The sequence below is a fragment of the Staphylococcus sp. Z5-21 genome (assembly GCF_056529615.1).
Genome location: NZ_CP096462.1, coordinates 2,018,213 through 2,040,827, shown reverse-complemented (window position 1 = coordinate 2,040,827; position 22,615 = coordinate 2,018,213). Strand labels below are relative to the sequence as shown.

Sequence of the window (22,615 nt, the reverse complement as noted above, 5' to 3'; positions counted from 1 at the left end):
ACTAAAAACAGCTATCCATGATTATCAGTGGCAACACATTTAATCATAAATTACTAATAGGAGTGTAATATAATGAGAAAACCAATTATCGCAGGTAACTGGAAGATGAATAAAACAGTTAAAGAAGCAAAAGATTTTATCAATGAATTACCAACATTACCTGATACAAAAGAAGTAGAATCAGTAATTTGTGCACCAACAATTCAATTAGATGCATTAGTTACTTTAGTAAATGATGGTAAAGCACAAGGCTTACAAATCGGTGCTCAAAATGCTTACTTTGAAGATAACGGCGCATTCACTGGTGAAACATCTCCAGTTGCATTAGCAGACCTAGGCGTTAAATATGTCGTTATCGGACATTCTGAACGTCGTGAAATCTTCCATGAAACAGATGAAGAAATTAACAAAAAAGCACACGCTATTTTCAATCACGGTATGACACCAATCGTTTGTGTAGGTGAAACAGATGAAGAGCGTGAAAGTGGTAAAGCTAATGAAGTTGTTGGCAACCAAGTTAAAAAAGCTGTAGAGGGTTTATCTGAAGCACAATTACAACAACTTGTGATTGCTTACGAACCAATCTGGGCAATCGGTACTGGTAAATCATCAACTGCTAAAGATGCAAATGAAATGTGTGCATTTGTAAGACAAACAGTTGCAGAATTATCAAGTCAAACTGTAGCTGACGCAACACGTATTCAATATGGTGGTAGTGTGAAACCTAACAACATTAAAGAATACATGGCAGAATCAGACATTGATGGTGCACTTGTAGGCGGCGCATCACTTAAAGTGGATGATTTTGTACAATTGTTAGAAGGTGCAAAATAATATGGCTAAACAACCAACTGCATTAATTATTTTAGATGGTTTTGCAAACAGAGAGAGCGAACACGGTAATGCTGTGAAACTAGCTAATAAACCTAACTTTGATCGTTATTACAGTAAGTATCCAACTACTCAAATCGAAGCTAGTGGTTTAGATGTTGGACTTCCAGAAGGTCAAATGGGTAATTCAGAAGTTGGGCATATGAACATTGGCGCTGGACGTGTCGTTTATCAAAGTTTAACGCGTATCAATAAATCTATTGAAGACGGCGATTTCTTTGAAAATGATGTATTAAACAATGCAATCAATCATGTTAAGAAAAATGATTCAGTGCTACATGTTTTTGGTTTATTATCAGATGGTGGCGTACACAGCCATTACAAACACCTTTTCGCGTTATTAGATTTAGCTAAAAAACAAGGTTTAGAAAAAGTATATGTTCATGCCTTTTTAGATGGACGTGACGTTGATCAAAAATCAGCATTAAAATATATTGAAGAAACTGAAGCGAAGTTTAAAGAACTAGGTATTGGTCAATTCGCATCTGTATCAGGTCGTTATTACGCAATGGATCGTGACAAACGTTGGGACAGAGAAGAAAAAGCATACAATGCTATCCGCAATTTTGGTGGAACAACATTCGAATCTGCTAAAGCAGGTGTCAAAGCGAATTACGATAAAGATTTAACAGATGAATTTGTTGAACCATTTATCGTCCAAGACCAAAACGAAGGTGTCAATGATGGCGATGCAGTCATCTTTTATAACTTCCGTCCTGACAGAGCTGGACAACTTTCTGAAATATTTACTGATAAAGCATTCGAAGGCTTTAAAGTAGAACAAATCAACGACTTATTTTATGCAACGTTTACTAAATATAATGATAACGTGAATGCAGATATTGTTTTTGAAAAAGTTGATTTAACGAATACAATCGGTGAAGTTGCACAAGATAACGGACTTAAACAATTACGTATTGCTGAAACAGAAAAATTCCCTCACGTGACTTATTTCATGAGTGGTGGTCGTAATGAAGAATTTGAAGGTGAACGTCGTCGTTTAATCGATTCACCTAAAGTCGCAACCTATGACCTTAAACCTGAAATGAGCGCATATGAAGTTAAAGATGCTTTAATTGAAGAATTAAATAAAGGTGACTTAGATTTAATTCTTTTAAACTTTGCTAACCCAGACATGGTTGGACACAGTGGTATGTTAGAACCAACAATTAAAGCAATTGAAGCCGTGGACGAATGTCTAGGCGAAGTTGTTGATAAAATTACTGAAATGGGCGGTCATGCAATCATTACTGCCGATCACGGTAATTCAGACATGGTCCTTACAGATGATGATCAACCAATGACTACGCATACGACAAACCCAGTTCCAGTCATTGTGACAAAAGATGGCGTTACTTTACGTGAAACGGGTCGTCTTGGTGATTTAGCACCAACATTATTAGATTTATTAAATGTAGATCAACCAGAAGATATGACTGGTGAATCACTCATTAATCACTAATCAAAGTTTGATCGCTTTGAGCAAGATTGAGAAGCTAACGATTTCGAAATTGAGATATTTTCATTAAAATGGTTAGTTGCTTATAAACAACACAAGAGAATTAAATTACTTTGTATTTATAGTATTTAAAGCTATAATGAAGATGAAATTTAATATTTCTAAACTACTTATTTATAAAGGAGATTATAAACATGCCAATTATTACAGATGTTTACGCTCGCGAAGTCCTTGACTCTCGTGGTAACCCAACAGTTGAAGTAGAAGTATTAACAGAAAGTGGTGCATTCGGACGTGCATTAGTACCATCAGGTGCTTCTACTGGTGAACATGAAGCAGTAGAATTACGTGACGGAGATAAATCACGTTACTTAGGTAAAGGTGTAACGAAAGCAGTTGACAACGTTAACGAAATTATTGCACCAGAGCTTATTGAAGGTGAATTTTCAGTATTAGAACAAGTTTCAATCGATAAAATGATGATCCAATTAGACGGTACTGAAAACAAAGGTAAATTAGGTGCTAACGCTATTCTTGGTGTTTCTATTGCAGTAGCTCGTGCAGCAGCTGATTTATTAGGACAACCACTTTACAAATACTTAGGTGGATTTAATGGTAAACAATTACCAGTACCAATGATGAACATCGTTAACGGCGGTTCTCACTCTGATGCTCCTATCGCATTCCAAGAATTTATGGTGTTGCCAGTAGGCGCTGAATCATTCAAAGAATCATTACGTTGGGGAGCAGAAATCTTCCACAACTTAAAATCAATCCTTAAAAATCGTGGTTTAGAAACAGCAGTAGGTGACGAAGGTGGTTTCGCTCCTAAATTCGAAGGTACTGAAGATGCTGTTGAAACAATCTTAGAAGCTATTAAAGCCGTTGGTTTAGAGCCAGGTAAAGATGTATTCTTAGGCTTCGACTGTGCTTCTTCTGAATTCTTTGAAGATGGTGTATACAACTACGCTAAATTCGAAGGTGAAAATGGTGCGAAACGTTCAGCTGAAGAACAAGTTGATTACCTTGAAGAATTAGTTAACAAATACCCAATTATCACTATCGAAGACGGTATGGACGAAAATGACTGGGATGGTTGGAAAGTATTAACTGATCGTATCGGTGATAAAGTACAATTAGTTGGTGACGATTTGTTCGTTACAAACACAGTTAAATTATCTGAAGGTATTGAAAAAGGTATCGGTAACTCAATCTTAATCAAAGTTAACCAAATCGGTACATTAACTGAAACATTTGACGCTATCGAAATGGCTCAAAAAGCTGGCTACACAGCAGTTGTATCTCACCGTTCTGGTGAAACAGAAGATACTACAATTTCTGACATTGCAGTTGCTACAAATGCAGGTCAAATTAAAACAGGTTCATTATCAAGAACTGACCGTATTGCGAAATATAACCAATTATTACGCATTGAAGATGAATTATACGAAACTGGCAAGTTCGACGGACTTAAATCTTTCTATAACTTATCTAAATAATACAGCATAAAAAATTTAAGAGTTCACGCGCTAAACGCAGATTATTGAGGATCTGTGTTAAACTGCCAACAAAGTCTCCGATTTTGTTGGCAGTTTTTTTGTGCTCTTTTTTGTACTCGCTTTTCTTGGATACAGATACGGCCCGTAGTCTTCGGCTAGTGTTTTCATGCTCGAGTCGATCCAAATTACTGCCTAATAAGTTAATAAATAAATTAAAAAGTAATGGTTCTTATCGTTTATTCTGTGGTACTTAGACTTTTATATTTGAAGTATCATATTGCTGTTCTAATAGGCAATCCATAGAGCCACTGCCCACAGTCCGACTTGCTCATTTTAAAAAGTATAAATTTATTGAGACAAATACATAAATCATACGAAGCGAATGAACTCGGCGTGTTACTTTATAATGATGATTAACTTAAATTGTTCATCTTTTACAATTAAACTGATATAATTAAAGATGTAAAATAAAGAAGGAGTCTTAACGAATTATGGAAGTAAAACCTAAGTCTAAAGAAATTAAAACGGCTCATCTGATTGCATATAGTTCAGTCATCATTGCGATTCTTTATGTTATACATTTATTCGTAGTTTTAGATGATAGTGTTATTAAACAACTATTATCAAATAGCGGACAGACAACATCTGAAAATGCTGTGGGTACAATTAAAAATAGTTTCCAATTTACAGGAATAATGTATATTTTTGCGAATTTAGCAGGTGTCTTCGCAATCTGGAACAGACATACCTATTTATGGTGGTTTATGTTTGCGGTATTCGTATCACAAATATTGTATAATTTAATTAACATTAGTGCAGTTTATGGCGCGATATTAGATATCAAATCTAGCGTGAATATCATTCCTTTAACACTGGTACTCGTTTTATCATTTGTGTTAGCTGTTTATATGTTAATTGTTTCGATTAAACGTAAAAGCACGTTCAATAGATAGAAGTTTGCTAAAGACGACAAACGTATGATATAATGCGTTTCGTATATAATGAATGGAGGACAATTTTCATGCATACATTAATAATGGTACTTTTGATTTTAGATTGTATTGCATTAGTAACTGTTGTATTACTCCAAGAAGGTAAAAGTAATGGACTTTCAGGCGCAATTAGTGGTGGCGCCGAGCAGTTATTTGGTAAACAAAAGCAACGCGGTATTGATTTATTCTTGCATAGATTAACAATTGTATTGTCTGTCATTTTCTTCTTGTTAATGTTAGGCATAAGTTATTTTGGTTTATAAGGTCCGACAATGTTAAAGTCGGGCTTTTTTATTTATAATAGTTAATATAGCTTTTAAAAATAATTGAGATAAATAAAAGATGAATTTAAATAAACGACACGTACTAAAGCATAAGCGAAAGGATTGAAACACAATGCAGATTAAACTTCCAGAACCATTCTTCTTTGAAGAAGGTAATAGAGCTGTGTTACTGTTACATGGCTTTACAGGGAATTCCTCAGATGTGAGACAATTAGGGCGTTACTTGCAGAAGAAAGGCTACACATCGTATGCACCACAATATGAAGGACATGCAGCACCACCTGAAGAAATATTAAGTTCAAGTCCATTTGTATGGTTTAAAGATGCACTAGATGGCTATGATTTCTTAGTAGACAAAGGTTATGATGAAATCGTTGTTGCAGGATTGTCACTTGGTGGATGTTATGCGTTGAAATTAAGCTTAAACAGAGATGTAAAGGGTATTATAACAATGTGTTCACCTATGTACATTAAGACGGAAGGGTCTATGTTTAACGGTGTTCTAGAATATGCGCGTAATTTTAAAAAGTATGAAGGTAAAGATGAAGCTACCATTGAAAAAGAAATGACAAACTTTAAACCTACAGACACTTTAAAAGAGTTACAAGGACAAATACAGGATGTCAGAGATCACATAGATGAAGTAATGGATCCATTATTAGTTGTCCAAGCAGAACAAGATCAAATGATTAATACAGATTCTGCAAATGTTATATACAATGAGAGCGAATCTGATGAAAAAGATATCAAATGGTATGCGAATTCAGGACATGTCATTACAATTGGTAAAGAAAAAGAATTAGTATTCGAAGACGTATACAATTTCTTAGAATCATTAGATTGGTCGAATTAAAAATTTAGAAGTATTTAAAAATAGAAAGGAGGGGCATAATGAATTTAAAGCAATCCATTGAAGAAATAATTAAACAACCAGATTATGAACCCATGTCTGTGTCTGATTTTCAAGATGCATTAGGTTTAAATAGTGCCGACTCATTTAGAGATTTAATCAAGGTGCTTGTTGAATTAGAACAAACAGGTTTGATTCAACGTACAAAAACAGATAGATATCAACGTAAAGCATCTAACAATGCCAAACAATCCAAATTAATCAAAGGTAAGTTAAGTCAAAATAAAAAAGGTTTTGCTTTCTTACGTCCTGAAGAAGAGGATATGGATGACATTTTCATCCCACCAACGAAAATCAATAGAGCCATGGATGGTGATACTGTCCTTGTGGAAGTACATCAATCTAAAGGTGAACACAAAGGGAAATTAGAAGGCGAAGTTAAGACGATTGAAACACATTCAGTCACACAAGTCGTTGGTACTTATAGTGAAGCACGTCACTTCGGCTTTGTATTACCAGATGATAAACGTATTATGCAAGACATCTTTATTCCTAAAGGTCAAAATTTAGGTGCAGTAGATGGACATAAAGTACTCGTACAAATTACGAAATACGCAGATGGTACAGATAATCCTGAAGGTATCGTATCGGCAATTTTAGGCCATAAGAATGACCCAGGTGTAGATATTCTATCTATCATCTATCAACATGGTATCGAAATTGAATTCCCTGACAATGTGCTCGCAGAAGCTGAAGCAGTACCAGATCATATCGAGCCATCACAAATTGAAGGTCGTCGCGATTTGCGCGATGAACTAACGATTACCATTGATGGTGCAGATGCTAAAGACTTAGATGACGCGATTAGTGTTAAAAAGTTAAGCAATGGTCATACACAATTAACAGTCAGTATAGCTGATGTAAGTTACTATGTAACTGAAGATTCAGCGCTTGATAAAGAAGCATACAGTCGTGCAACAAGTGTCTACTTAGTAGACCGAGTGATACCGATGATTCCACACCGTCTAAGTAATGGTATATGTTCATTAAACCCGCAAGTGGACCGACTTACATTAAGTTGCCAAATGGAAATAGATGAACGTGGCGATGTTGTTGGCCATGAAATCTTTGATAGTGTGATTCATTCTAATTATCGTATGACATACGATGAAGTAAATGAAATTATTACTGATCAAAATACGGAAACACGTAATCAATATAGTGAAATCACACCGATGTTAGATTTAGCGCAAGATTTATCTCAGCGCTTAATCCATATGAGAAGACGTCGTGGTGAAATCGATTTTGATATTAATGAGGCTAAAGTACTTGTTAATGAAGAAGGTATCCCAACGGATGTAGAAATGAGACAACGTGGTGAAGGCGAACGCTTAATTGAATCATTTATGTTAGCGGCTAATGAAACTATCGCGGAACATTTTGATCGTTTAGAAGTACCATTTATCTATCGTGTCCATGAACAACCTAAATCAGAGCGCTTACGTCAATTCTTTGATTTCGTGACTAATTTTGGATTAATGATTAAAGGTACAGGTGAAGATATTCACCCGTCTACTTTACAAAAAATTCAACAAGAAGTTGAAGGTCAACCAGAACAAATGGTGATTTCAACGATGATGTTACGTTCAATGCAACAAGCACGTTATGATGATGTGAACTTAGGACACTTTGGCTTATCAGCTGAATACTATACACATTTCACGTCACCTATACGTAGATATCCCGATTTAATTGTTCATAGATTAATTCGCAAATATATTATTGAACAATCCATGGACAGAAAAGAAAGAAATAAATGGGAAGCATTGTTACCTGAAATTGCTGAACATACGTCTCAAAGAGAACGTAGAGCAATCGAAGCAGAACGTGATACAGATGAATTGAAAAAAGCAGAATACATGGTGCAACATATTGGCGAAGAATTCGAAGGGATTATTAGTTCAGTTGCGAATTTCGGTATGTTTATTGAATTACCAAACACAATTGAAGGTATGGTGCATGTATCTAACATGACGGATGATTATTACCATTTTGATGAACGTCAAATGGCAATGATAGGTGAACGCCAAGCGAAAGTATTCCGCATCGGTGATCCTGTTCAAATTAAAGTCATTAACGTAGATGTTGCTGAACGTATGATTGATTTCCAAATCGTCGGTATGCCAATACCAAATAGAGATCGCGGTCAAAGACCATCACGTGGTAAGACAATCCAAGCCAAACCACGTGGCAATTCATCAGATAAATCTAAAGATGATAAAAATGGTAAAGGCGGACGTGGACGTACTAAACAGAAACAACGTAAAGGTAAAAACAAACGTCAAAGCGACCAAAGTAAAGGCAACACAAAACATAAACCATTTTATAAAGATAAAAATGTAAAAAATAAAGCACGTAAGAAGAAAAAATAACTCAACGAAGAGGTGAAACTCAATGCCAAAGAAAAAATCACCAGGAACACTAGCAGAAAATCGTAAAGCCAGACATGATTATAATATAGAAGATACGATTGAAGCGGGCATTGTGTTACAAGGAACAGAAATCAAGTCAATTCGTCGTGGTAGTGCAAACCTTAAAGATAGTTATGCGCAAGTGAATCGTGGCGAGATGTTTCTAAACAATATGCACATTGCGCCGTATGAAGAAGGTAACAGATTCAACCATGATCCACGACGTTCACGTAAGCTCTTACTACACAAACGTGAAATAGCGAAGTTAGGTGAGCGTACACGTGAAGTTGGCTACTCTATCGTACCTTTGAAACTCTATCTCAAACATGGGCACTGTAAGGTCTTACTTGGCGTTGCACGTGGTAAGAAAAAATACGATAAACGTCAAGCATTAAAAGAAAAAGCAGTACAACGTGATGTAGCTAGAGAGATGAAAGCCCGTTATTAAGCGGATATATTGCCAAAGATATGAATCTTTGGTAATATAATATGTGCTTTCTGAAAAAGCGCTGTAACAGATACAGCCTACCAGAAAGTACATTTAATATTATTCAGGGGGCGTTTTTGGATTCGACAGGGGTTCCATGAGCTAGTTAAGCGTGTCGGAGGGCTGTCTCCGTCACTAACACACACAGTTATAATAACTGGCAAAGAAAACAATAATTTCGCAGTAGCTGCGTAATAGCACTCTGCATCGCCTAACAGCATCTCCTATGTGCTGTTAACGCGATTCAACCTTTAGTAGGATACGCTAGGCACTGCCGTTTGAAGTCTGCCTAGAAGAGATGAATCAAACTAGCATAATGACGGATGTCTATCACCTCCCATTATGCGAAACTCATTGATAGACTACGCACGTAGAAGTGCTAGTATCAGAACCTCTGGACGCGGGTTCGAATCCCGCCGTCTCCACTATATAGCTCTCAATCCTTGTGGTTGAGGGCTTTTTATTTTTGGGTACACAAATAACAACTATTTTAAGATCAGTGAAAATTTATGATATATATGTATAATTTGGACGTAAGAGGGCAATTAAGACGATTGATAAGTTACAGGTAGATTTATATAAAGTGCATCATCATTAGTGTGTAGAACGCACTAAACAGCGTCAAAAAGAGAGTGAAGTTAAAATACAACAGATTATAAAGCTCACGTGGTGGGATGATAAGAAGTATACAGATGAAGTGATTGCTGATGTAATAGGTGTGAGTGAGTTAACATTAAGACATGCTAGAGAGGTTATATTAAAACGTGTTGCAAAGGCAGTAGAATATGTATGAAGTATGATAAAGCAACTGTAAAAGAGTTTATATTAAACTACCACAAGACAATAGAGAATAACGATAGATGAAGATGTTGGTATAGATGACTTCTTTAATGTGAGTGATCAACCAGTAAATAACGTGTTAGATAATAACAATTTTGAAGATGCGATATTTTTCAATGAATTAGAAACTATAGTAGAAAGAGTAGGGACGGATAAAGAGTTTTGTTTGTTCCTACTACTTTGTAAAGGCGTTAGTTATGAAAAGATAGGAAGTATATTTGATGTGAGGCACAACGAGTTAGGCAGATGTTTAATGTGTTGTTGGATAAGTTGGAATGAAAAAAGGGCTATTTTAAAGCCCTTTTTAAGTTACTATCTTTCATTAATTATGAAGTAAATGAATATAGTGATTATTATTAGCATAATCAAAGTACCAATAAATGGTACAGAGCTTAAAGATAATGTTGCAATGATAAAACCAATAGAAATTAATATTTGAAAAATCGCCGTAAGTGAAAAATCGCCCTTTAATATCAAATATGAGAAAAAAATAGTGGCACATAGTAATACTAAAGTAATAAAAATAAGACCTAAGATGCTTAAAGTTCCACTAAGATAACCGTCAACAAATAAATTTTTAACTTTTACTTTTGCACCATATTGAGAAACAAATGAATCAACAGTAGATTTCAAAGTAAAAAATAAAAAGACTGAAATAATCAGTGTAATAAAGTTCCAAGCACTTTTTTTAATATCTTCTAAAATTTCATCCAAGTAAATCCCTCCAAATATTTTTATAAATAATTTATCATAATACTCTAAAAATAAAATGTTATAATTCCTAAATGTTGTATTTTTTATTCTTAAATGTAATGTTTATTTATTAAAAAAACGATTGGGATATTAAAATGCACAAATATATGTTTGTTTAAAATCCAATCAAAAAAAAGAATTTTTGCAGCAATTCCTAGATCTATTATTTTATGGAGTATTATAGAGGGGAAGTAAAAATTAATATAAAATCATTAGAGCACAGGCACTTATGTGCTCGCCCTATTTTTTTATGGTATAATGTATTTACATATGAATCGCTAGCCTTTTCTCAAATATCTTTTTATATCCACCACCCACACATGTCACTGGGTGGTTATTTGATGATTTTATACGTAGGTAGTACGAAATGTTAAAAAATCTACAAAAATATCAAATTAAATGTTATGATTAAACCCCTACTACTGTCTCCTAAAAATTAAAAAAGGAGATTTAATATGATAAATATTATTTCAGCAATTGGATCACTAGGAACTTTTATTATGGCGTTATTTTATTTTGTATCGGTATCAGTTCAACTTTATCAAATGAAAATTAGTTTTATACCAGCTCTAGGGTTTAATCAAATCCTTTTAGAAAAAGATGAAAATAAAAATTTGAATTTAAGAAATACGACTTCAAATTCTGAAGAACACGAAGATTATTTAAAGTTATATAACCTTGGTGGAGGAGCTGCTAAAAACATAACTGTTGAAGTTATGTTAGGTAAAGATAACGTAATTCAAAAGAAATATATAAATATGTTACCTAGCAAAGAAAGCTATATGTTACCTATTAATAAAACTGTATTTGATGAATTGGATGATACTATTCAAAATAACGGTTACGAATCAGATATGAATATTAGGCTTACATATTATCACAATGTGAGTAGAAAGAAACAAGAAATATTATTAAAAGGTCATATTGATAGTTTTAATACTTATGAATATAAAGAGATATATGAACTACAATTTATATAACTTTTATAGCTATGATTTGTTTCCAATAAGAAAATTGGGGTATTTAACTATCAAGCGACGTGGAACGCTTAACAAACTGTAATAAATTAGCCTATCTGATTAGATAGGCTGTTTTTTTTATTTATTTAAAAACTCGTTGAGTATTGGATTATTATTTTCTTTTTCAACAACGACTGATAGATCCTCGGTTACTTCTTCTTTTATATCTATTACTTTTTCTTCTATTAAACTTTCGACTCGATTAGTTACTTCTTTTGTATTCCAACCCATTTTTTCAATTTCTTTTTTATAATCCATATGTATTCTCCTAGATTGTCTGATTTTATCTAACGATTAATTATAATTGGTTATAAGAAAAATAGATATTAAGTTGATTTATACGAACAAATGTTCTAAAATATTTATGAGGTGATTATATGATTCCAAATTTAGATTGGAATAAAAACTTTCAAGAATTTCAAGAAATATTAAATTCTGGTATTAATCCAGAGTGGTTGTACAATGCCAAAGCGAATATGATTTTAAATCCTGCATACACAGGAGAAGGTAAACAATTTTTCTTCACAAAAGATATTATAAAAGCTAGTAAAACGATTCCATTTTTTTGAGGTGATTATATGAAAGTAATAAATCCAAATGGACCAGATGAATATAAATACACAAGTGACTATCGAGAAATACCTAGAGAATACCTTAATCCATGTATACCCAAAGGACGTGGAATTGTTAAGTGGCAACCCTTTGTTATATATACTATCTTTTTAAAAAAGCTATTATATCCAATAAATTCACATAATTTATATGTACATTATGTATATTTATATTTAATACATAAACTTATATTTTCTCTCAAAAGAATAATAAATCAATTTACTCTTTTGAGTTTACATTGTAATACTAAGGTGATTTAAATGAAAGCAGTTACTTATCAAGGTCATAAAAATATGGAAGTGCGTGAAGTACATGATCCAATAATAGAAGAATCAACGGATGCAATTATAAAAATAACAGCTTCAGGTATATGTGGTTCTGATTTACATCTTTACCATCAAGGTGATTTATTTATGGATCCTGATTTTGTTATTGGACATGAGCCAATGGGAATTGTAGAAGAAGTAGGAAAAGAGGTTAAAACCTTAAAAAAGGGAGATAGAGTAGTTATACCTTTTAACATAGGTTGTGGCGATTGTTTCTATTGTAATAATGAAATGGAGTCTCAGTGTGATAATTCTAATCCATCACCGGCAAGTTGGAAAATGAATAATGGTGGACTCTTCGGTTTTGGCAATGCTATGCATGGAAACCACTGGGCAGCCAAGCAAAGTATTTAAGAGTTCCATTTGCTGACTTTTCATCCTTCAAGGTTCCAGATAGTGATTTGAAAGACGAACAAGTATTATTTTTATCTGATGTAGTTCCAACTGCTTATTGGAGTGTCGAACACGCAGATGTTAAATTTGGCGATACTGTAATTGTACTTGGTTGCGGTCCAATCGGACTAATGGCACAAAAATTTGCCAAATTACAAGGAGCTGAACGTGTAATTGCCATTGAATCTCTTTTGTCTAATCGTCATTGCTACAGGAAGATTCTTAATTTCTTTTACTTTTGGTTTGGGTAATTGTAATAACTGTTCGCAACTTTCTTGCTGGTTAACATCTTGTTTGTGATTGCTGTTCAAGATATAGAAAAACGTGCAAAAGAATTAGACGAAATGGGTGCTGATTATATTGCAGTACACACCGATTATAATTTACAAGCACAAGGACAATCACCATTAGAGAACTTACGCAATGTTAAATCTGTAATTAAAAATTCTAAGGTAGCGGTGGCTGGTGGTATCAAACTCGATACTATCGAAAGTATAGTTTCTTAAAATCCAGATTTAGTTATTGTGATCGGAGGTATTGCTAATACTGATGATCCAAAAGCACCAGAAAACAATGTAGAGATGCTATTGAAGGTAGATAATTATGACAGAATTTAATAATTTTGATCTTACTGTTAAGGAGTTAGAAAGCACATTTTCACACCTTGAAGACAATGATTACCAATCTTTTGAAGAATCAGTAACACAAGCGCCTCGTGTTTTTGTTGCTGATAAAGGCCGTTCTGGATTTATTGCTAATAGTTTTGCTATGCGATTAAACCCATTAGGTAAACTGTCCTACGTTGTAGGAGAAACTACAACACCATCTATTAGCAGTAATGATTTATTATTCTTTCGAGATCAGGTTCAACTGAGCATCTGCGTTTACTTGCAGAAAAAGCAAATTCAATCGGCGCGCAAGTAGCGCTTATTACTACGAAATCAGATTCAAAAATTGGTCAACTATCCGACTTATCGGTAATTCTACCTGCAGGAACAAAACATGACGTAGAAGGTTCAATGCAGCCACTTGGAAGCTTGTTTGAATAATCTTCTCTAATGTTTTTAGATAGTGTGGTTTTATGATTAATGTCTGAAGATGACATTGATGAAACTACGATACAACAAAATCATGCCAACTTAGAATAAAATTTTTTTGGATAGTGAAATAATATATTGAACTTTTTGTTATAGTATATCACACGCTATGTAACTCTAAAGTTTATATTAATTTATCTAAAACCATCATTTCATCATAATTTATAGATTTACTAACTTGAAGAGCTATATTTTCACTTACTTCTCCTGACTCAATAAGTTGATTAAGAACATTTCTTTGTTCGTTCAATGCAGTTAATTTAATGCGATATACAATTACATGGTTATGATCTTTATAATTAATTAAATTGGAATTTGCTAATGTTAAACTATCATTTCGCATTAAATAACTATCACAAACTTGCATGACTTCCAATTCATTATCATTTGTCATCTCATTAGACAAACGTTTAGCGATATTATAATAAATTATTCTCATTATATTTGCTGTTTTTTCCGAGATTTCTCCTTTATTTAAATTTCGTTTATTTTTTGACTGGTCTGTAAACTGCTTACGCACTGTCGCTAATTTAAACCGCATCAACATTCTTTTAAATAATGGAGCATGATGATACCTTTGTCTATGATCTGTATAAGTACAGTAATCATCAAATTCATTTTGTGATAATTTGTTATCCTTAATCAATTGATTAAGTGTATCCATTTCTGTTTCAAAAGCAATATGACGAAGACGATTTAATTCTTCTGGATTTTCTGTGTTTTGTTTCGAATATTTCATGAACTTTATACGATCATGATAACTTTTTATAACACTACCATATTTATATGATGTTCTTGGTGTCGATTGATTTCTTAGATAATCAATAGTACGTTCTAATATAAGAATTCGAGTTTCTATAAAATTCAATCCTATAACTTTATTTTCTTTTATGTTTGCAGTAAAAACAGGTAAAAGTACTTGAGCTATAATTAAACTAATAATAATCATTACTGATGCAATAGAATGACTTTGATTTTAAATTATCTGATGGAGAATCTTTAAATGATGTTCGTTTTAGAGTTCTCGCAGCATATAATAAGATTATTGTTGAAACTAATGGAAATATTATCATTTCTGGACATGGTACATCTATCTCGGTCCTGCTTAATGAATTAACAAAGCATCAATTTGGTTATAAAGCATTTAAAAGTCTTAATATGCCAGATGTATTGATTTACAACGTGAGTAATAAATCAGTTGAAAAGATAAAATTATAATAAGATATGAATTTCATTTGCATTTTATTGCTATTGAGTTTGAGTTGAAAAATTAGAAATTTCGATTCATTTATAAATAATTTGGAAACATATTGATATTTGTTTAATTGCTAATGTAATCTCTATCTCACAAAATCGTTTTTAGGTTTACATCAACTAAGTTATATTGTACTATTGTCTGGTACACCCTAGGGTGTAGTCGGATAGAGTAGGTCTAATATACGCCCTAGGGTGTATATTCAGACTATTCTCAGACATAGCCACCCAACCATGGGTGGTTATTTTTTGTAGAACAATAAATTTTTTTTTCATTTTGAACCAAACTTTTGGTTGCGAATTAAATAGGTGAATTTATTTTAAATAAACATTACATTTGAAAAAATACGAGTACGCAAAAGCCCACCTAGATGAATAGGCGGGCTTTTAAAGTAAAATCAGTTACATATACTAATTATAATTAATAGAACTGAACGAATTTTTTCCAATTATATGAAACTATCATACTGATACTCATAACTAATAAAGTTAATACAAATTCAGATGCCATATAACCTTCTTTTAAATGAACGGTAAATAAAGCACCTAGCATAATAATTATAAAACCACTAGCAATATAATTAGTTAGAATACCAAAGAATAATAAGATACCTCCAATAAGTTCAAACAGTCCTAAGACAATGCCAAAGAACGCAGGGAAACCAAGACCTTCCATCATAGCCATAGGTTCTGAAGCCACCTAAGACTTTTTGGCCGCCGTGTACCATAAAAACAATCCCTAACATTAATCTTATGAGTAAGATTCCAAACTTCATTATTTCACCACCTTTCAATAAATATTTAGGTAATTCATTTCCCTTTAGTTTGTTATATATAACATGTATCAAATATCTAGCGCTATCATTTTTGTTTGGTTTAAAGTGAAAATACGATAAAAATATAAAAGATAGTGTTTCCAATATAGAAGAAAATAACTTATTTTATAGAACCAAATAAGATATAAAATTTTTAATGCAACCAGTCATATTAAAATAGTGGATAAACTATTTATAAACAAGAAATAGATCATATAAAAAATATAAAAGTAGGTAAAGAATGCAAGTATTACAGTTCTAAAAGAAACAAAAAGTTATGTCTAAAAATAAAAAGGACATCGTTAAATGTCCTTGAAGTTTAATTGATGATTATAAATAAAATTAATAATAACAAATTTATTATTGAGGTTAACAATGGACCATAGAATTTAAGTTTATCATTATTAATCAAGCCAATGATACTATCTAAAAATTGAATAGTTATCATTAATATGGATATTGTTAATAAGAATGTATGGTTATAGATAATTAATGTCAAAATAGACAGTAACTATATCGGAAAGCTTCTTGTAAACGCATAATAAGCATTTATATTCCTAGATGAGATTGAAGATTGCAATGCGTAGCCTAAACTCACGCTAGCACTAATAAAAGTAAATATAGCTAAAACTAGATACATCATTTTCACTTCCTTTTCTGTTAATTCAGAAGCATCACTTGTTTCTTTATTCACCACACTTGGATCAATTAGCTCTGATCTGTACTTACAACAATACTTTATCTATCAAATTTGTCAAAACCTAAACTAATTGTAGTATACATAAAATGAAAAATTGATAACAAAAGCTATGTATAGATATAATGAATTGAGTAAATGTTTAAGTTGTCTAGTAATTAAAACTGTATTCATATACATGTAATATACTTTTATTTTTAATATTTTAACTATGCAAAGTTATATAGCAATGATATAAGTACGTTGGATACTAAAGTTACATATAAAATATAATGAAAATTGTTTTGTTTATAGTCTTTGAGGAAAATATTAATTTTAATTAAACAAGGAAGTAATATTTTATGAAGTTTAAAACGATAGCAAATGTAACGGAATCTGCATTCTTATTAACCGCTTGTGGTAATGGATCTTCTGATAACAGTAAAGAATCTGAAAGCTCAAACGGTAAAGGTGATAACAAACAAGTCATTGCTTTGGATAAAATTAAAACGAGTCCTAAAGAAGTTGTGACAAAAGCACAAGAGGTATATAGTGAACAAAATTTAAAAGGTATTTCATATGAAAAAAGTAATGGTGAATGGGTTTATAAAATAGAATAACAAAAGACAGGTACAGAATCAGAGGTTATTATTTCGGATAAGAATAAAAAGGCAATCAAAAACGGTCAAAAAGAATTTGATGGAGATATCAGAGAATGGTCATTATCTGAGGATGATGGTAAATTAGTTTGTGATATGGATTTAGAAAAAGGAAATACTAAACATAAAATAACGATTGATGCTAAAAGTGGAAAAGTATTGAAAAAATGAGCAGGATTAATAAGTTACTAAGCCCACCTGTATAAACAGGTGGGTGTTTTTATGTACTTAATCTAAGTTGTATCTTATTGATTTGAATATTTGTTGTTTAGGTTACATAAATGTGTCTGCTAAAATATAGAAAATTAAACATGTTAATATTTATAAGTTCAATTTTATGAAAGGGTCTACGCTAAAAAACTAATGTTTCTATGTCACAACATTATGGGTATAAGGTTAATAGAAAATTAAAGGAGAATTACATAAATGGAAAAATTAACCCAAGTAATGCTATATGTCGATGATCAAACAAAAGCGGTAGAATTTTGGGTAGATACAATGGGATTTGTAGTAATTTCAGAAGAAGAGTTGGCAGAGGGGATTTAAAGCTATTGAAGTTGCACCTAATACATCTGTCGAAACGTCTCTTTCAATTATTGAAAAAGAATTTATGAATCAATATAGTCCAGAAGTGAACCTTGGTACACCATCATTAATGTTCAAGGAGAAAGATTTCGATGCGTTGTACGAGAAATTAAAGGAAAAAGGCTTAACTGGTCATGAAATTATTGAAATGTCATGCGTACGTGTCTTTAACTTCCAAGATGGGCAGGGAAATTATTTTGCGGTTAGTGATTAATTGCGGAAAATAAGTAGAAGTCGAACTGTATCAAATTAAGATGTTTTTAAAAAGGGGTTATTTAGTAAATAACCATTGTTATTTTCAATAATCTAAAGGGCATAAAATGTTGTAGACTGAGACGTATATTGACGTTTCGGTCTGTTTTTATGTGCTTGGTAAACTACTTTTACATATATTAAGTGATTGTTTGTGATTTGAATTTAAGATAAGTTTTAATTTGATGGTTTATCATATTCATTTTAGTGAAAAATAAAATGAATGTCTTATAAAGTTGATGAAAGGAATTTATATGTTTCGTTATATAGTTAAAAGTTTTATATTTATATTGTTAATGACGTTAGGCGTCATTTTTAATAGTCATGTCAATAGTGTTTCAGCAGCAACGCAGTATACACAGGATGAAGCAATACAACATGTTGAATCTCTTAATGGTCAAGGCTGGGATTATGATGATGCTTATGGTTGGCAGTGTTTTGATTTAGTCAATGAGCAGTGGGACTATTTATACGGTCATGGCCTAAAAGGTGATTATGCTAAAGATATTCCTGAAGAAAATAATTTTATCGGTGAAGCGCAAGTTTATGAAAACACTGAAGATTTTAAAGCAACTGCGGGTGATATCGTTGTATTTAATGACGCATATGGTAATGGTGCAGGGCACACTGCAATTGTGACTAATGGGAATTACGACGGTAATTACACTCAATTTCAATCCTTAGATCAAAATTGGGAAGGCGGCGGCATGGATAAAACGGAAGTAGCCCATAAAGTCACTCATGATTATGAACCAGAAATGATATTTATTAGACCTGAATATAGTCAATAAATTATTGAAATGACACATCTAATGATAGATGTGTTTTTTTTGTGTGAAAAAAGATATTTAAAAGCGTCTGCATTGGCAATAATCATCTCAACTATAAGTTTAAATTGAGGTCGAAGGAAATTTAAAATAAAGATCGCATTGTGTCGTTAAATTTCACTATTTTTAAATGTGCTAACGATATAATAACTTACTTATGAGTTGGCGATTTTAATTAATAAGGTATTTTCGATATAATACAATAATGACTAAAGAAAATATGATGACAAATTGGTCTTTTTGAAAGGAGTCTTATGCCTTACTTATACTTATTAATCGCAATTATCACTGAAATTACGGGTACAGTTTCACTTAAATCATCAGTTGGGTTTAGTAAGCTGTTTCCAAGTATTACCGCAATCATTTCTTTTATTATATGTTTTTACTTCTTTAGTTTAGCTATGAAGTATTTGCCTTTGAGTATTAGCTATGCGACTTGGGCAGGTTTAGGCTTGGTATTGAGTACGATTTTATCAGTAGTTATTTTTAAAGAAACACTCAATATGATAGGTTTAATTTCAATGATTTTTATTACGTTAGGTATTGTGCTACTTAATACTGTTGGCACTACAAAGTAAGTTTTATTACATAAAACATAGACATTAATTTTTATTAAAACAGTAATCATAACGAGGATCGCTGTTTTTTATTTGAAATACATAAAATATAGGATAATGAATTTAATAAAAGCTTTAGGGTAGTATGAATAGTATTATTCCTGACCGTGAATATGAGTTCGAAATTTTAACCTTTGAATATAAAATCTTAGGAGGTCTTAATATGTTTGTGACGATATCTTTAATATTTATTATAGTAGGAATATTACAATTTTTAATTATACTATTAGATATATTTAAAAATCCACAACGTCAAATGATGATTATGAATATTGTGTGGCCATTAACCGGCTTGTACTTTCCGATTTTAGGATTAATCGCTTATTATCGTTTAGGCAAAGAAAAAGAAGTTGATCACATGTCAAACCAGCATGATCATCACCATGACACGATGCATCATCATGAACATCATAGTAATAAGCCATTTTGGAAAAGTGTCGTTGTTTCTACAACACACTGTAGTGCTGGTTGCTCATTTGGGGACTTAATTGGTGCGCCTGTTGTTTTCTTTACGGGGTTATTGTTTTTTAATAATCAAATGGTGACAGAGTTTATTATCGAATTTATATTAGCCTATATCTTCGGTTTAATGTTCCAATACTTCCACATGGAAATTAAACATGACCATCCAGGTAGAGATTTAGTAGACGCAATCAAAGCCGATACGCTATCGTTAATTGCTTTTGAAATCGGTATGTTTGGTTTTATGATTATTATGCATCTCTTTGTTAGTCCAACTTACATGCAGCCTAATCATGTTGAATATTGGTTCTTAATGCAAATTGCGATGTTAATCGGATTTATGACAAGTTATCCAATCAATTGGTATTTAGTTAAAAAGGGTATAAAACATGCAATGTAAATTTTATCTTATTAAAAATTTAAGTGTAGTTGCAAAAAAGAAATGAGAAGTTAACGCAAAGAAATGAAGCTGTTAAATATGAAAGGTAGAAAATATTTTATCTTATTCATGTTTTAAGTATGACTCATTATTTATCGATATCAACAGGGGGTTCGTATACTATGAGTACACATGAATGTAAAGGGTTTTTTAAAGCTGCGGGAGCTAATATTTATTTTGAATCGAAAGGTCATGGTGAAAATATATTATTACTGCATGCTGGAATTGCAGATTCGCGCATGTGGGATAAAGAATTCCATTTACTATCAGAAAAATATCGAGTAGTTAGATTTGATCTTCCTGGCTTTGGCTTTAGTGATTTTACTGAAGGGAATTATGCTCATAGTAATATTATTAATGAACTACTGACACATTTGGACATCAAAACAACTCATATTTTAGCTGCTTCATTTAGTGGAAAATTAGCTATTGATTTTATTTAGAAAATCCGGAAAAGTGTCTGAGCTTAGCATTATTGTCACCAGCTTTAGGTGGATGGAAAGGTTCATCTTTTCTCCAAAAATATGAGGAAGATAAAGAACGATTATTACAAGAAGGAAAAATTGAAGAAACAGCAAAGTTAAACTATAAAACTTGGATACCAAGAAATAGGGATGCAGAACTTATCAACGCAGATGTAAAACAATTAGTGGTTGATATGCAGTTGAAATTTTTAATTAAACCTGAAGCAAAAAATTCCTGTGAGGAAATAAAAAACGAAGATCATATTTTACAGTTAAAAAATATACGAATTCCTGTATTAATTATTAATGGTGAGTATGATGTTGAAGATTTTCATGATATTTCGGAGGTAATGATTAAAGAAATACCATATGTAAAAAAGATTACAATGCCTAATACAGCACATTTAGCTAACTTAGAATCGCCAAAGCAATTTTTAAATTTAATTTCAGACTTCTTTTTAGATAATGCTAATTAATTTTGAAAATAGCATTTAATATGATTTTGTTTATATACTTATTCAAAATCACCTAAGTATTTACTTTAATATTGAATGACAAGCGAAAAAGGATATATTGATAACATTTTGAACCACTATATTATTAAGGCGACAATAGATAAATAAAGATATTCAATCTACAACAGTTTAAAAAAGAGAGAGTTCCTCCAATTATAATGGACGAACTCTCTTTTTATATTTTGAACTTATTGAAATTTGATTTGGTTTTGTGTCCCTTTTGCTTATGGTCATTAGTATGGTTTTATAACACAACTATCCCTAGTATAAATATATATTTTAATCCGAATAGAGCTTTCCGCTATCTAGATCTCTGCTTTTCGTTCATCAACATTGGTAGATAGTAGCTTTAAATAACGTTCTACATTGTTAGATGGCGTGTCTTTCGGAAATGAATGTGTAAATATATGACCTTTAATTGTTTCAACTGTATATCTTATGTCGATAGCGCCAATTTCATAGTTAATAATTTTCATAGAAATCCCCTTAAAATTGCATTTTGTAAAATTGAAGCTAGTGCTATGAAACTACAATGATACAATATTTGTGTTAGTCATCATTAACTATATGACATATAGAAATGATAAGATTTGTTCAATTGTACTATATATAAACTTATTTGCAACTAAAAAGTGGGCAATATTTAGTTTTATCTATTTTAGCGTGTCCTTTGTAGTATATTGATTCAAAAATATCGACAAAGATGATTACTTTGCCGATATAGGATAGCTACAAATAGCTGTAGACACAATATTATTTTTTAATTTGTCTATAAAATCATTAACTTTATCTTTTGTATTTTCAGTTACTTCTTTTGCTTTGCCAGAAGCTTTATCTTCTTTACCTTCTTGTTCCAAATCTTTGTTATCCATAACATTGCCTGCTGTCTCTTTTACGTTACCTTTAACTTGTTCAAATTTACTTTCATCTGCCAAGTTATTCACCTCAAAAATATATTTTTAAAAATTCTTATACTTATAATATACAAAATAATAAAATTTAACGCAATTAAAATCTATTTTGATGGCATGTTGTACATTTATTTATCGCTTTTCGATAAAAAAGTATTGATAATTG

At 31.9% G+C, this 22,615-nt stretch carries 20 protein-coding genes, 1 other RNA gene and 10 pseudogenes; 24 read left to right on the top strand and 7 right to left on the bottom strand.

Annotation, left to right across the window (positions count from 1 at the left end):
- Positions 1-72 precede the first annotated feature (72 nt).
- The 10 genes from tpiA (at position 73) to M1D64_RS10185 (ending at position 10,110) form a co-directional block, all read left to right on the top strand.
- Positions 73-834: a triose-phosphate isomerase gene (tpiA, locus tag M1D64_RS10230; RefSeq protein ID WP_041079695.1), complete on the top strand. Its 762-nt coding sequence runs from the start codon at positions 73-75 to the stop codon at positions 832-834.
- 1 nt (position 835) lies between these two features.
- Positions 836-2,353 carry a 2,3-bisphosphoglycerate-independent phosphoglycerate mutase gene (gene gpmI / locus M1D64_RS10225; RefSeq protein WP_041079694.1) on the top strand — a complete coding sequence of 506 codons (1,518 nt, stop codon included), beginning with the start codon at positions 836-838 and terminating at the stop codon, positions 2,351-2,353.
- Between the two features lie 191 nt (positions 2,354-2,544).
- Complete coding sequence (gene eno / locus M1D64_RS10220; RefSeq protein ID WP_011303585.1) at positions 2,545-3,849, top strand: surface-displayed alpha-enolase; 1,305 nt, start codon at positions 2,545-2,547, stop codon at positions 3,847-3,849.
- 491 nt (positions 3,850-4,340) lie between these two features.
- Positions 4,341-4,802: a hypothetical protein gene (locus tag M1D64_RS10215; protein ID WP_041079693.1), complete on the top strand. Its 462-nt coding sequence runs from the start codon at positions 4,341-4,343 to the stop codon at positions 4,800-4,802.
- Positions 4,803-4,870: 68 nt separating this feature from the next.
- Entirely contained in the window at positions 4,871-5,104 is a 234-nt protein-coding gene (gene secG, locus M1D64_RS10210; RefSeq protein WP_011303582.1) for a preprotein translocase subunit SecG, read from the top strand.
- 133 nt (positions 5,105-5,237) lie between these two features.
- Positions 5,238-5,978, top strand: coding sequence for an alpha/beta hydrolase (locus tag M1D64_RS10205; protein ID WP_069838236.1), 741 nt, complete (start codon positions 5,238-5,240; stop codon positions 5,976-5,978).
- Positions 5,979-6,016: 38 nt separating this feature from the next.
- Positions 6,017-8,407, top strand: coding sequence for a ribonuclease R (gene rnr / locus M1D64_RS10200; RefSeq protein WP_069821758.1), 2,391 nt, complete (start codon positions 6,017-6,019; stop codon positions 8,405-8,407).
- 22 nt (positions 8,408-8,429) lie between these two features.
- Entirely contained in the window at positions 8,430-8,894 is a 465-nt protein-coding gene (smpB, locus tag M1D64_RS10195) for an SsrA-binding protein SmpB (protein ID WP_011303579.1), read from the top strand.
- Between the two features lie 106 nt (positions 8,895-9,000).
- Positions 9,001-9,361, top strand: a transfer-messenger RNA (tmRNA) gene (gene ssrA, locus M1D64_RS10190).
- Between the two features lie 464 nt (positions 9,362-9,825).
- Entirely contained in the window at positions 9,826-10,110 is a 285-nt protein-coding gene (locus M1D64_RS10185; protein WP_313649114.1) for a hypothetical protein, read from the top strand.
- Here the strand turns inward: M1D64_RS10185 and M1D64_RS10180 are convergent.
- Positions 10,086-10,487 carry a hypothetical protein gene (locus M1D64_RS10180; protein WP_041079672.1) on the bottom strand — a complete coding sequence of 134 codons (402 nt, stop codon included), beginning with the start codon at positions 10,485-10,487 and terminating at the stop codon, positions 10,086-10,088. The genes M1D64_RS10185 and M1D64_RS10180 overlap by 25 nt on opposite strands.
- Before the next feature lie 494 nt (positions 10,488-10,981).
- On the opposite strand from M1D64_RS10180, the gene M1D64_RS10175 reads away from it, so the two are divergent.
- Positions 10,982-11,506 carry a hypothetical protein gene (locus M1D64_RS10175; RefSeq protein WP_041079671.1) on the top strand — a complete coding sequence of 175 codons (525 nt, stop codon included), beginning with the start codon at positions 10,982-10,984 and terminating at the stop codon, positions 11,504-11,506.
- Positions 11,507-11,623: 117 nt separating this feature from the next.
- Here M1D64_RS10175 and M1D64_RS10170 read toward each other — a convergent pair whose 3' ends face one another.
- Entirely contained in the window at positions 11,624-11,803 is a 180-nt protein-coding gene (locus M1D64_RS10170; RefSeq protein WP_041079670.1) for a hypothetical protein, read from the bottom strand.
- Positions 11,804-11,922: 119 nt separating this feature from the next.
- On the opposite strand from M1D64_RS10170, the gene M1D64_RS10165 reads away from it, so the two are divergent.
- The 5 genes and pseudogenes from M1D64_RS10165 to hxlB all read left to right on the top strand — a co-directional run bounded on the left by M1D64_RS10165 (position 11,923) and on the right by hxlB (position 14,024).
- Positions 11,923-12,114: a hypothetical protein gene (locus M1D64_RS10165; protein ID WP_002455580.1), complete on the top strand. Its 192-nt coding sequence runs from the start codon at positions 11,923-11,925 to the stop codon at positions 12,112-12,114.
- 9 nt (positions 12,115-12,123) lie between these two features.
- Positions 12,124-12,249, top strand: a pseudogene (locus M1D64_RS10160) (YolD-like family protein); the annotation flags it as partial.
- Between the two features lie 168 nt (positions 12,250-12,417).
- A pseudogene (locus M1D64_RS10155) lies at positions 12,418-13,067 on the top strand (alcohol dehydrogenase catalytic domain-containing protein); the annotation flags it as partial.
- Between the two features lie 105 nt (positions 13,068-13,172).
- Positions 13,173-13,477 (top strand): annotated as a pseudogene (locus M1D64_RS10150) (beta/alpha barrel domain-containing protein); the annotation flags it as partial.
- Between the two features lie 2 nt (positions 13,478-13,479).
- Positions 13,480-14,024 (top strand): annotated as a pseudogene (hxlB, locus tag M1D64_RS10145) (6-phospho-3-hexuloisomerase).
- A gap of 73 nt (positions 14,025-14,097) precedes the next feature.
- On the opposite strand, the gene M1D64_RS10140 reads toward hxlB, so the two are convergent.
- Complete coding sequence (locus M1D64_RS10140) at positions 14,098-14,841, bottom strand: hypothetical protein (protein WP_142758819.1); 744 nt, start codon at positions 14,839-14,841, stop codon at positions 14,098-14,100.
- 113 nt (positions 14,842-14,954) lie between these two features.
- On the opposite strand from M1D64_RS10140, the pseudogene M1D64_RS10135 reads away from it, so the two are divergent.
- Positions 14,955-15,191: pseudogene (locus M1D64_RS10135) on the top strand (histidine phosphatase family protein); the annotation flags it as partial.
- Positions 15,192-15,648: 457 nt separating this feature from the next.
- Here the strand turns inward: M1D64_RS10135 and M1D64_RS10130 are convergent.
- Together M1D64_RS10130 and M1D64_RS10125 are read right to left on the bottom strand one after the other, a co-directional pair.
- Positions 15,649-16,003, bottom strand: a pseudogene (locus M1D64_RS10130) (DoxX family protein).
- A gap of 358 nt (positions 16,004-16,361) precedes the next feature.
- Positions 16,362-16,682: pseudogene (locus tag M1D64_RS10125) on the bottom strand (hypothetical protein).
- 398 nt (positions 16,683-17,080) lie between these two features.
- On the opposite strand from M1D64_RS10125, the pseudogene M1D64_RS10120 reads away from it, so the two are divergent.
- The 7 genes and pseudogenes from M1D64_RS10120 to M1D64_RS10090 all read left to right on the top strand — a co-directional run bounded on the left by M1D64_RS10120 (position 17,081) and on the right by M1D64_RS10090 (position 21,499).
- Positions 17,081-17,548, top strand: a pseudogene (locus tag M1D64_RS10120) (PepSY domain-containing protein).
- A gap of 255 nt (positions 17,549-17,803) precedes the next feature.
- Positions 17,804-18,176, top strand: a pseudogene (locus M1D64_RS10115) (VOC family protein).
- Positions 18,177-18,609: 433 nt separating this feature from the next.
- Positions 18,610-19,005 (top strand): annotated as a pseudogene (locus tag M1D64_RS10110) (CHAP domain-containing protein); the annotation flags it as partial.
- Positions 19,006-19,295: 290 nt separating this feature from the next.
- Positions 19,296-19,619, top strand: a complete 324-nt coding sequence (locus M1D64_RS10105; RefSeq protein ID WP_069821837.1) for a DMT family transporter — start codon at positions 19,296-19,298, stop codon at positions 19,617-19,619.
- 202 nt (positions 19,620-19,821) lie between these two features.
- Positions 19,822-20,520: a DUF4396 domain-containing protein gene (locus M1D64_RS10100; RefSeq protein ID WP_228481163.1), complete on the top strand. Its 699-nt coding sequence runs from the start codon at positions 19,822-19,824 to the stop codon at positions 20,518-20,520.
- A 161-nt stretch (positions 20,521-20,681) separates the two neighbouring features.
- The gene (locus tag M1D64_RS10095) at positions 20,682-21,002 is read left to right on the top strand and encodes an alpha/beta fold hydrolase (protein ID WP_198065267.1); all 321 of its coding nucleotides are present in this window, start codon (positions 20,682-20,684) and stop codon (positions 21,000-21,002) included.
- 32 nt (positions 21,003-21,034) lie between these two features.
- Entirely contained in the window at positions 21,035-21,499 is a 465-nt protein-coding gene (locus M1D64_RS10090; protein ID WP_198065266.1) for an alpha/beta fold hydrolase, read from the top strand.
- Positions 21,500-21,843: 344 nt separating this feature from the next.
- Here the strand turns inward: M1D64_RS10090 and M1D64_RS10085 are convergent, their stop codons facing one another.
- A complete protein-coding gene (locus tag M1D64_RS10085) occupies positions 21,844-22,014 on the bottom strand; it encodes a hypothetical protein (RefSeq protein WP_002483874.1) in 171 nt (56 codons plus the stop codon).
- Between the two features lie 231 nt (positions 22,015-22,245).
- Positions 22,246-22,473: a CsbD family protein gene (locus M1D64_RS10080; RefSeq protein WP_115340666.1), complete on the bottom strand. Its 228-nt coding sequence runs from the start codon at positions 22,471-22,473 to the stop codon at positions 22,246-22,248.
- Positions 22,474-22,615 lie beyond the last annotated feature (142 nt).

Bases quoted from the DNA above. Each gene is read 5' to 3' on its own strand.
- rnr (WP_069821758.1), top strand. From the start codon at position 6,017: ATGAATTTAAAGCAATCCATTGAAGAAATAATTAAACAACCAGATTAT.
- gpmI (WP_041079694.1), top strand. From the start codon at position 836: ATGGCTAAACAACCAACTGCATTAATTATTTTAGATGGTTTTGCAAAC.
- tpiA (WP_041079695.1), top strand. From the start codon at position 73: ATGAGAAAACCAATTATCGCAGGTAACTGGAAGATGAATAAAACAGTT.
- secG (WP_011303582.1), top strand. From the start codon at position 4,871: ATGCATACATTAATAATGGTACTTTTGATTTTAGATTGTATTGCATTA.
- M1D64_RS10095 (WP_198065267.1), top strand. From the start codon at position 20,682: ATGAGTACACATGAATGTAAAGGGTTTTTTAAAGCTGCGGGAGCTAAT.
- M1D64_RS10205 (WP_069838236.1), top strand. From the start codon at position 5,238: ATGCAGATTAAACTTCCAGAACCATTCTTCTTTGAAGAAGGTAATAGA.
- M1D64_RS10175 (WP_041079671.1), top strand. From the start codon at position 10,982: ATGATAAATATTATTTCAGCAATTGGATCACTAGGAACTTTTATTATG.
- M1D64_RS10170 (WP_041079670.1), bottom strand. From the start codon at position 11,803: ATGGATTATAAAAAAGAAATTGAAAAAATGGGTTGGAATACAAAAGAA.
- M1D64_RS10165 (WP_002455580.1), top strand. From the start codon at position 11,923: ATGATTCCAAATTTAGATTGGAATAAAAACTTTCAAGAATTTCAAGAA.
- M1D64_RS10105 (WP_069821837.1), top strand. From the start codon at position 19,296: ATGCCTTACTTATACTTATTAATCGCAATTATCACTGAAATTACGGGT.
- M1D64_RS10100 (WP_228481163.1), top strand. From the start codon at position 19,822: ATGTTTGTGACGATATCTTTAATATTTATTATAGTAGGAATATTACAA.
- smpB (WP_011303579.1), top strand. From the start codon at position 8,430: ATGCCAAAGAAAAAATCACCAGGAACACTAGCAGAAAATCGTAAAGCC.
- eno (WP_011303585.1), top strand. From the start codon at position 2,545: ATGCCAATTATTACAGATGTTTACGCTCGCGAAGTCCTTGACTCTCGT.
- M1D64_RS10085 (WP_002483874.1), bottom strand. From the start codon at position 22,014: ATGAAAATTATTAACTATGAAATTGGCGCTATCGACATAAGATATACA.
- M1D64_RS10215 (WP_041079693.1), top strand. From the start codon at position 4,341: ATGGAAGTAAAACCTAAGTCTAAAGAAATTAAAACGGCTCATCTGATT.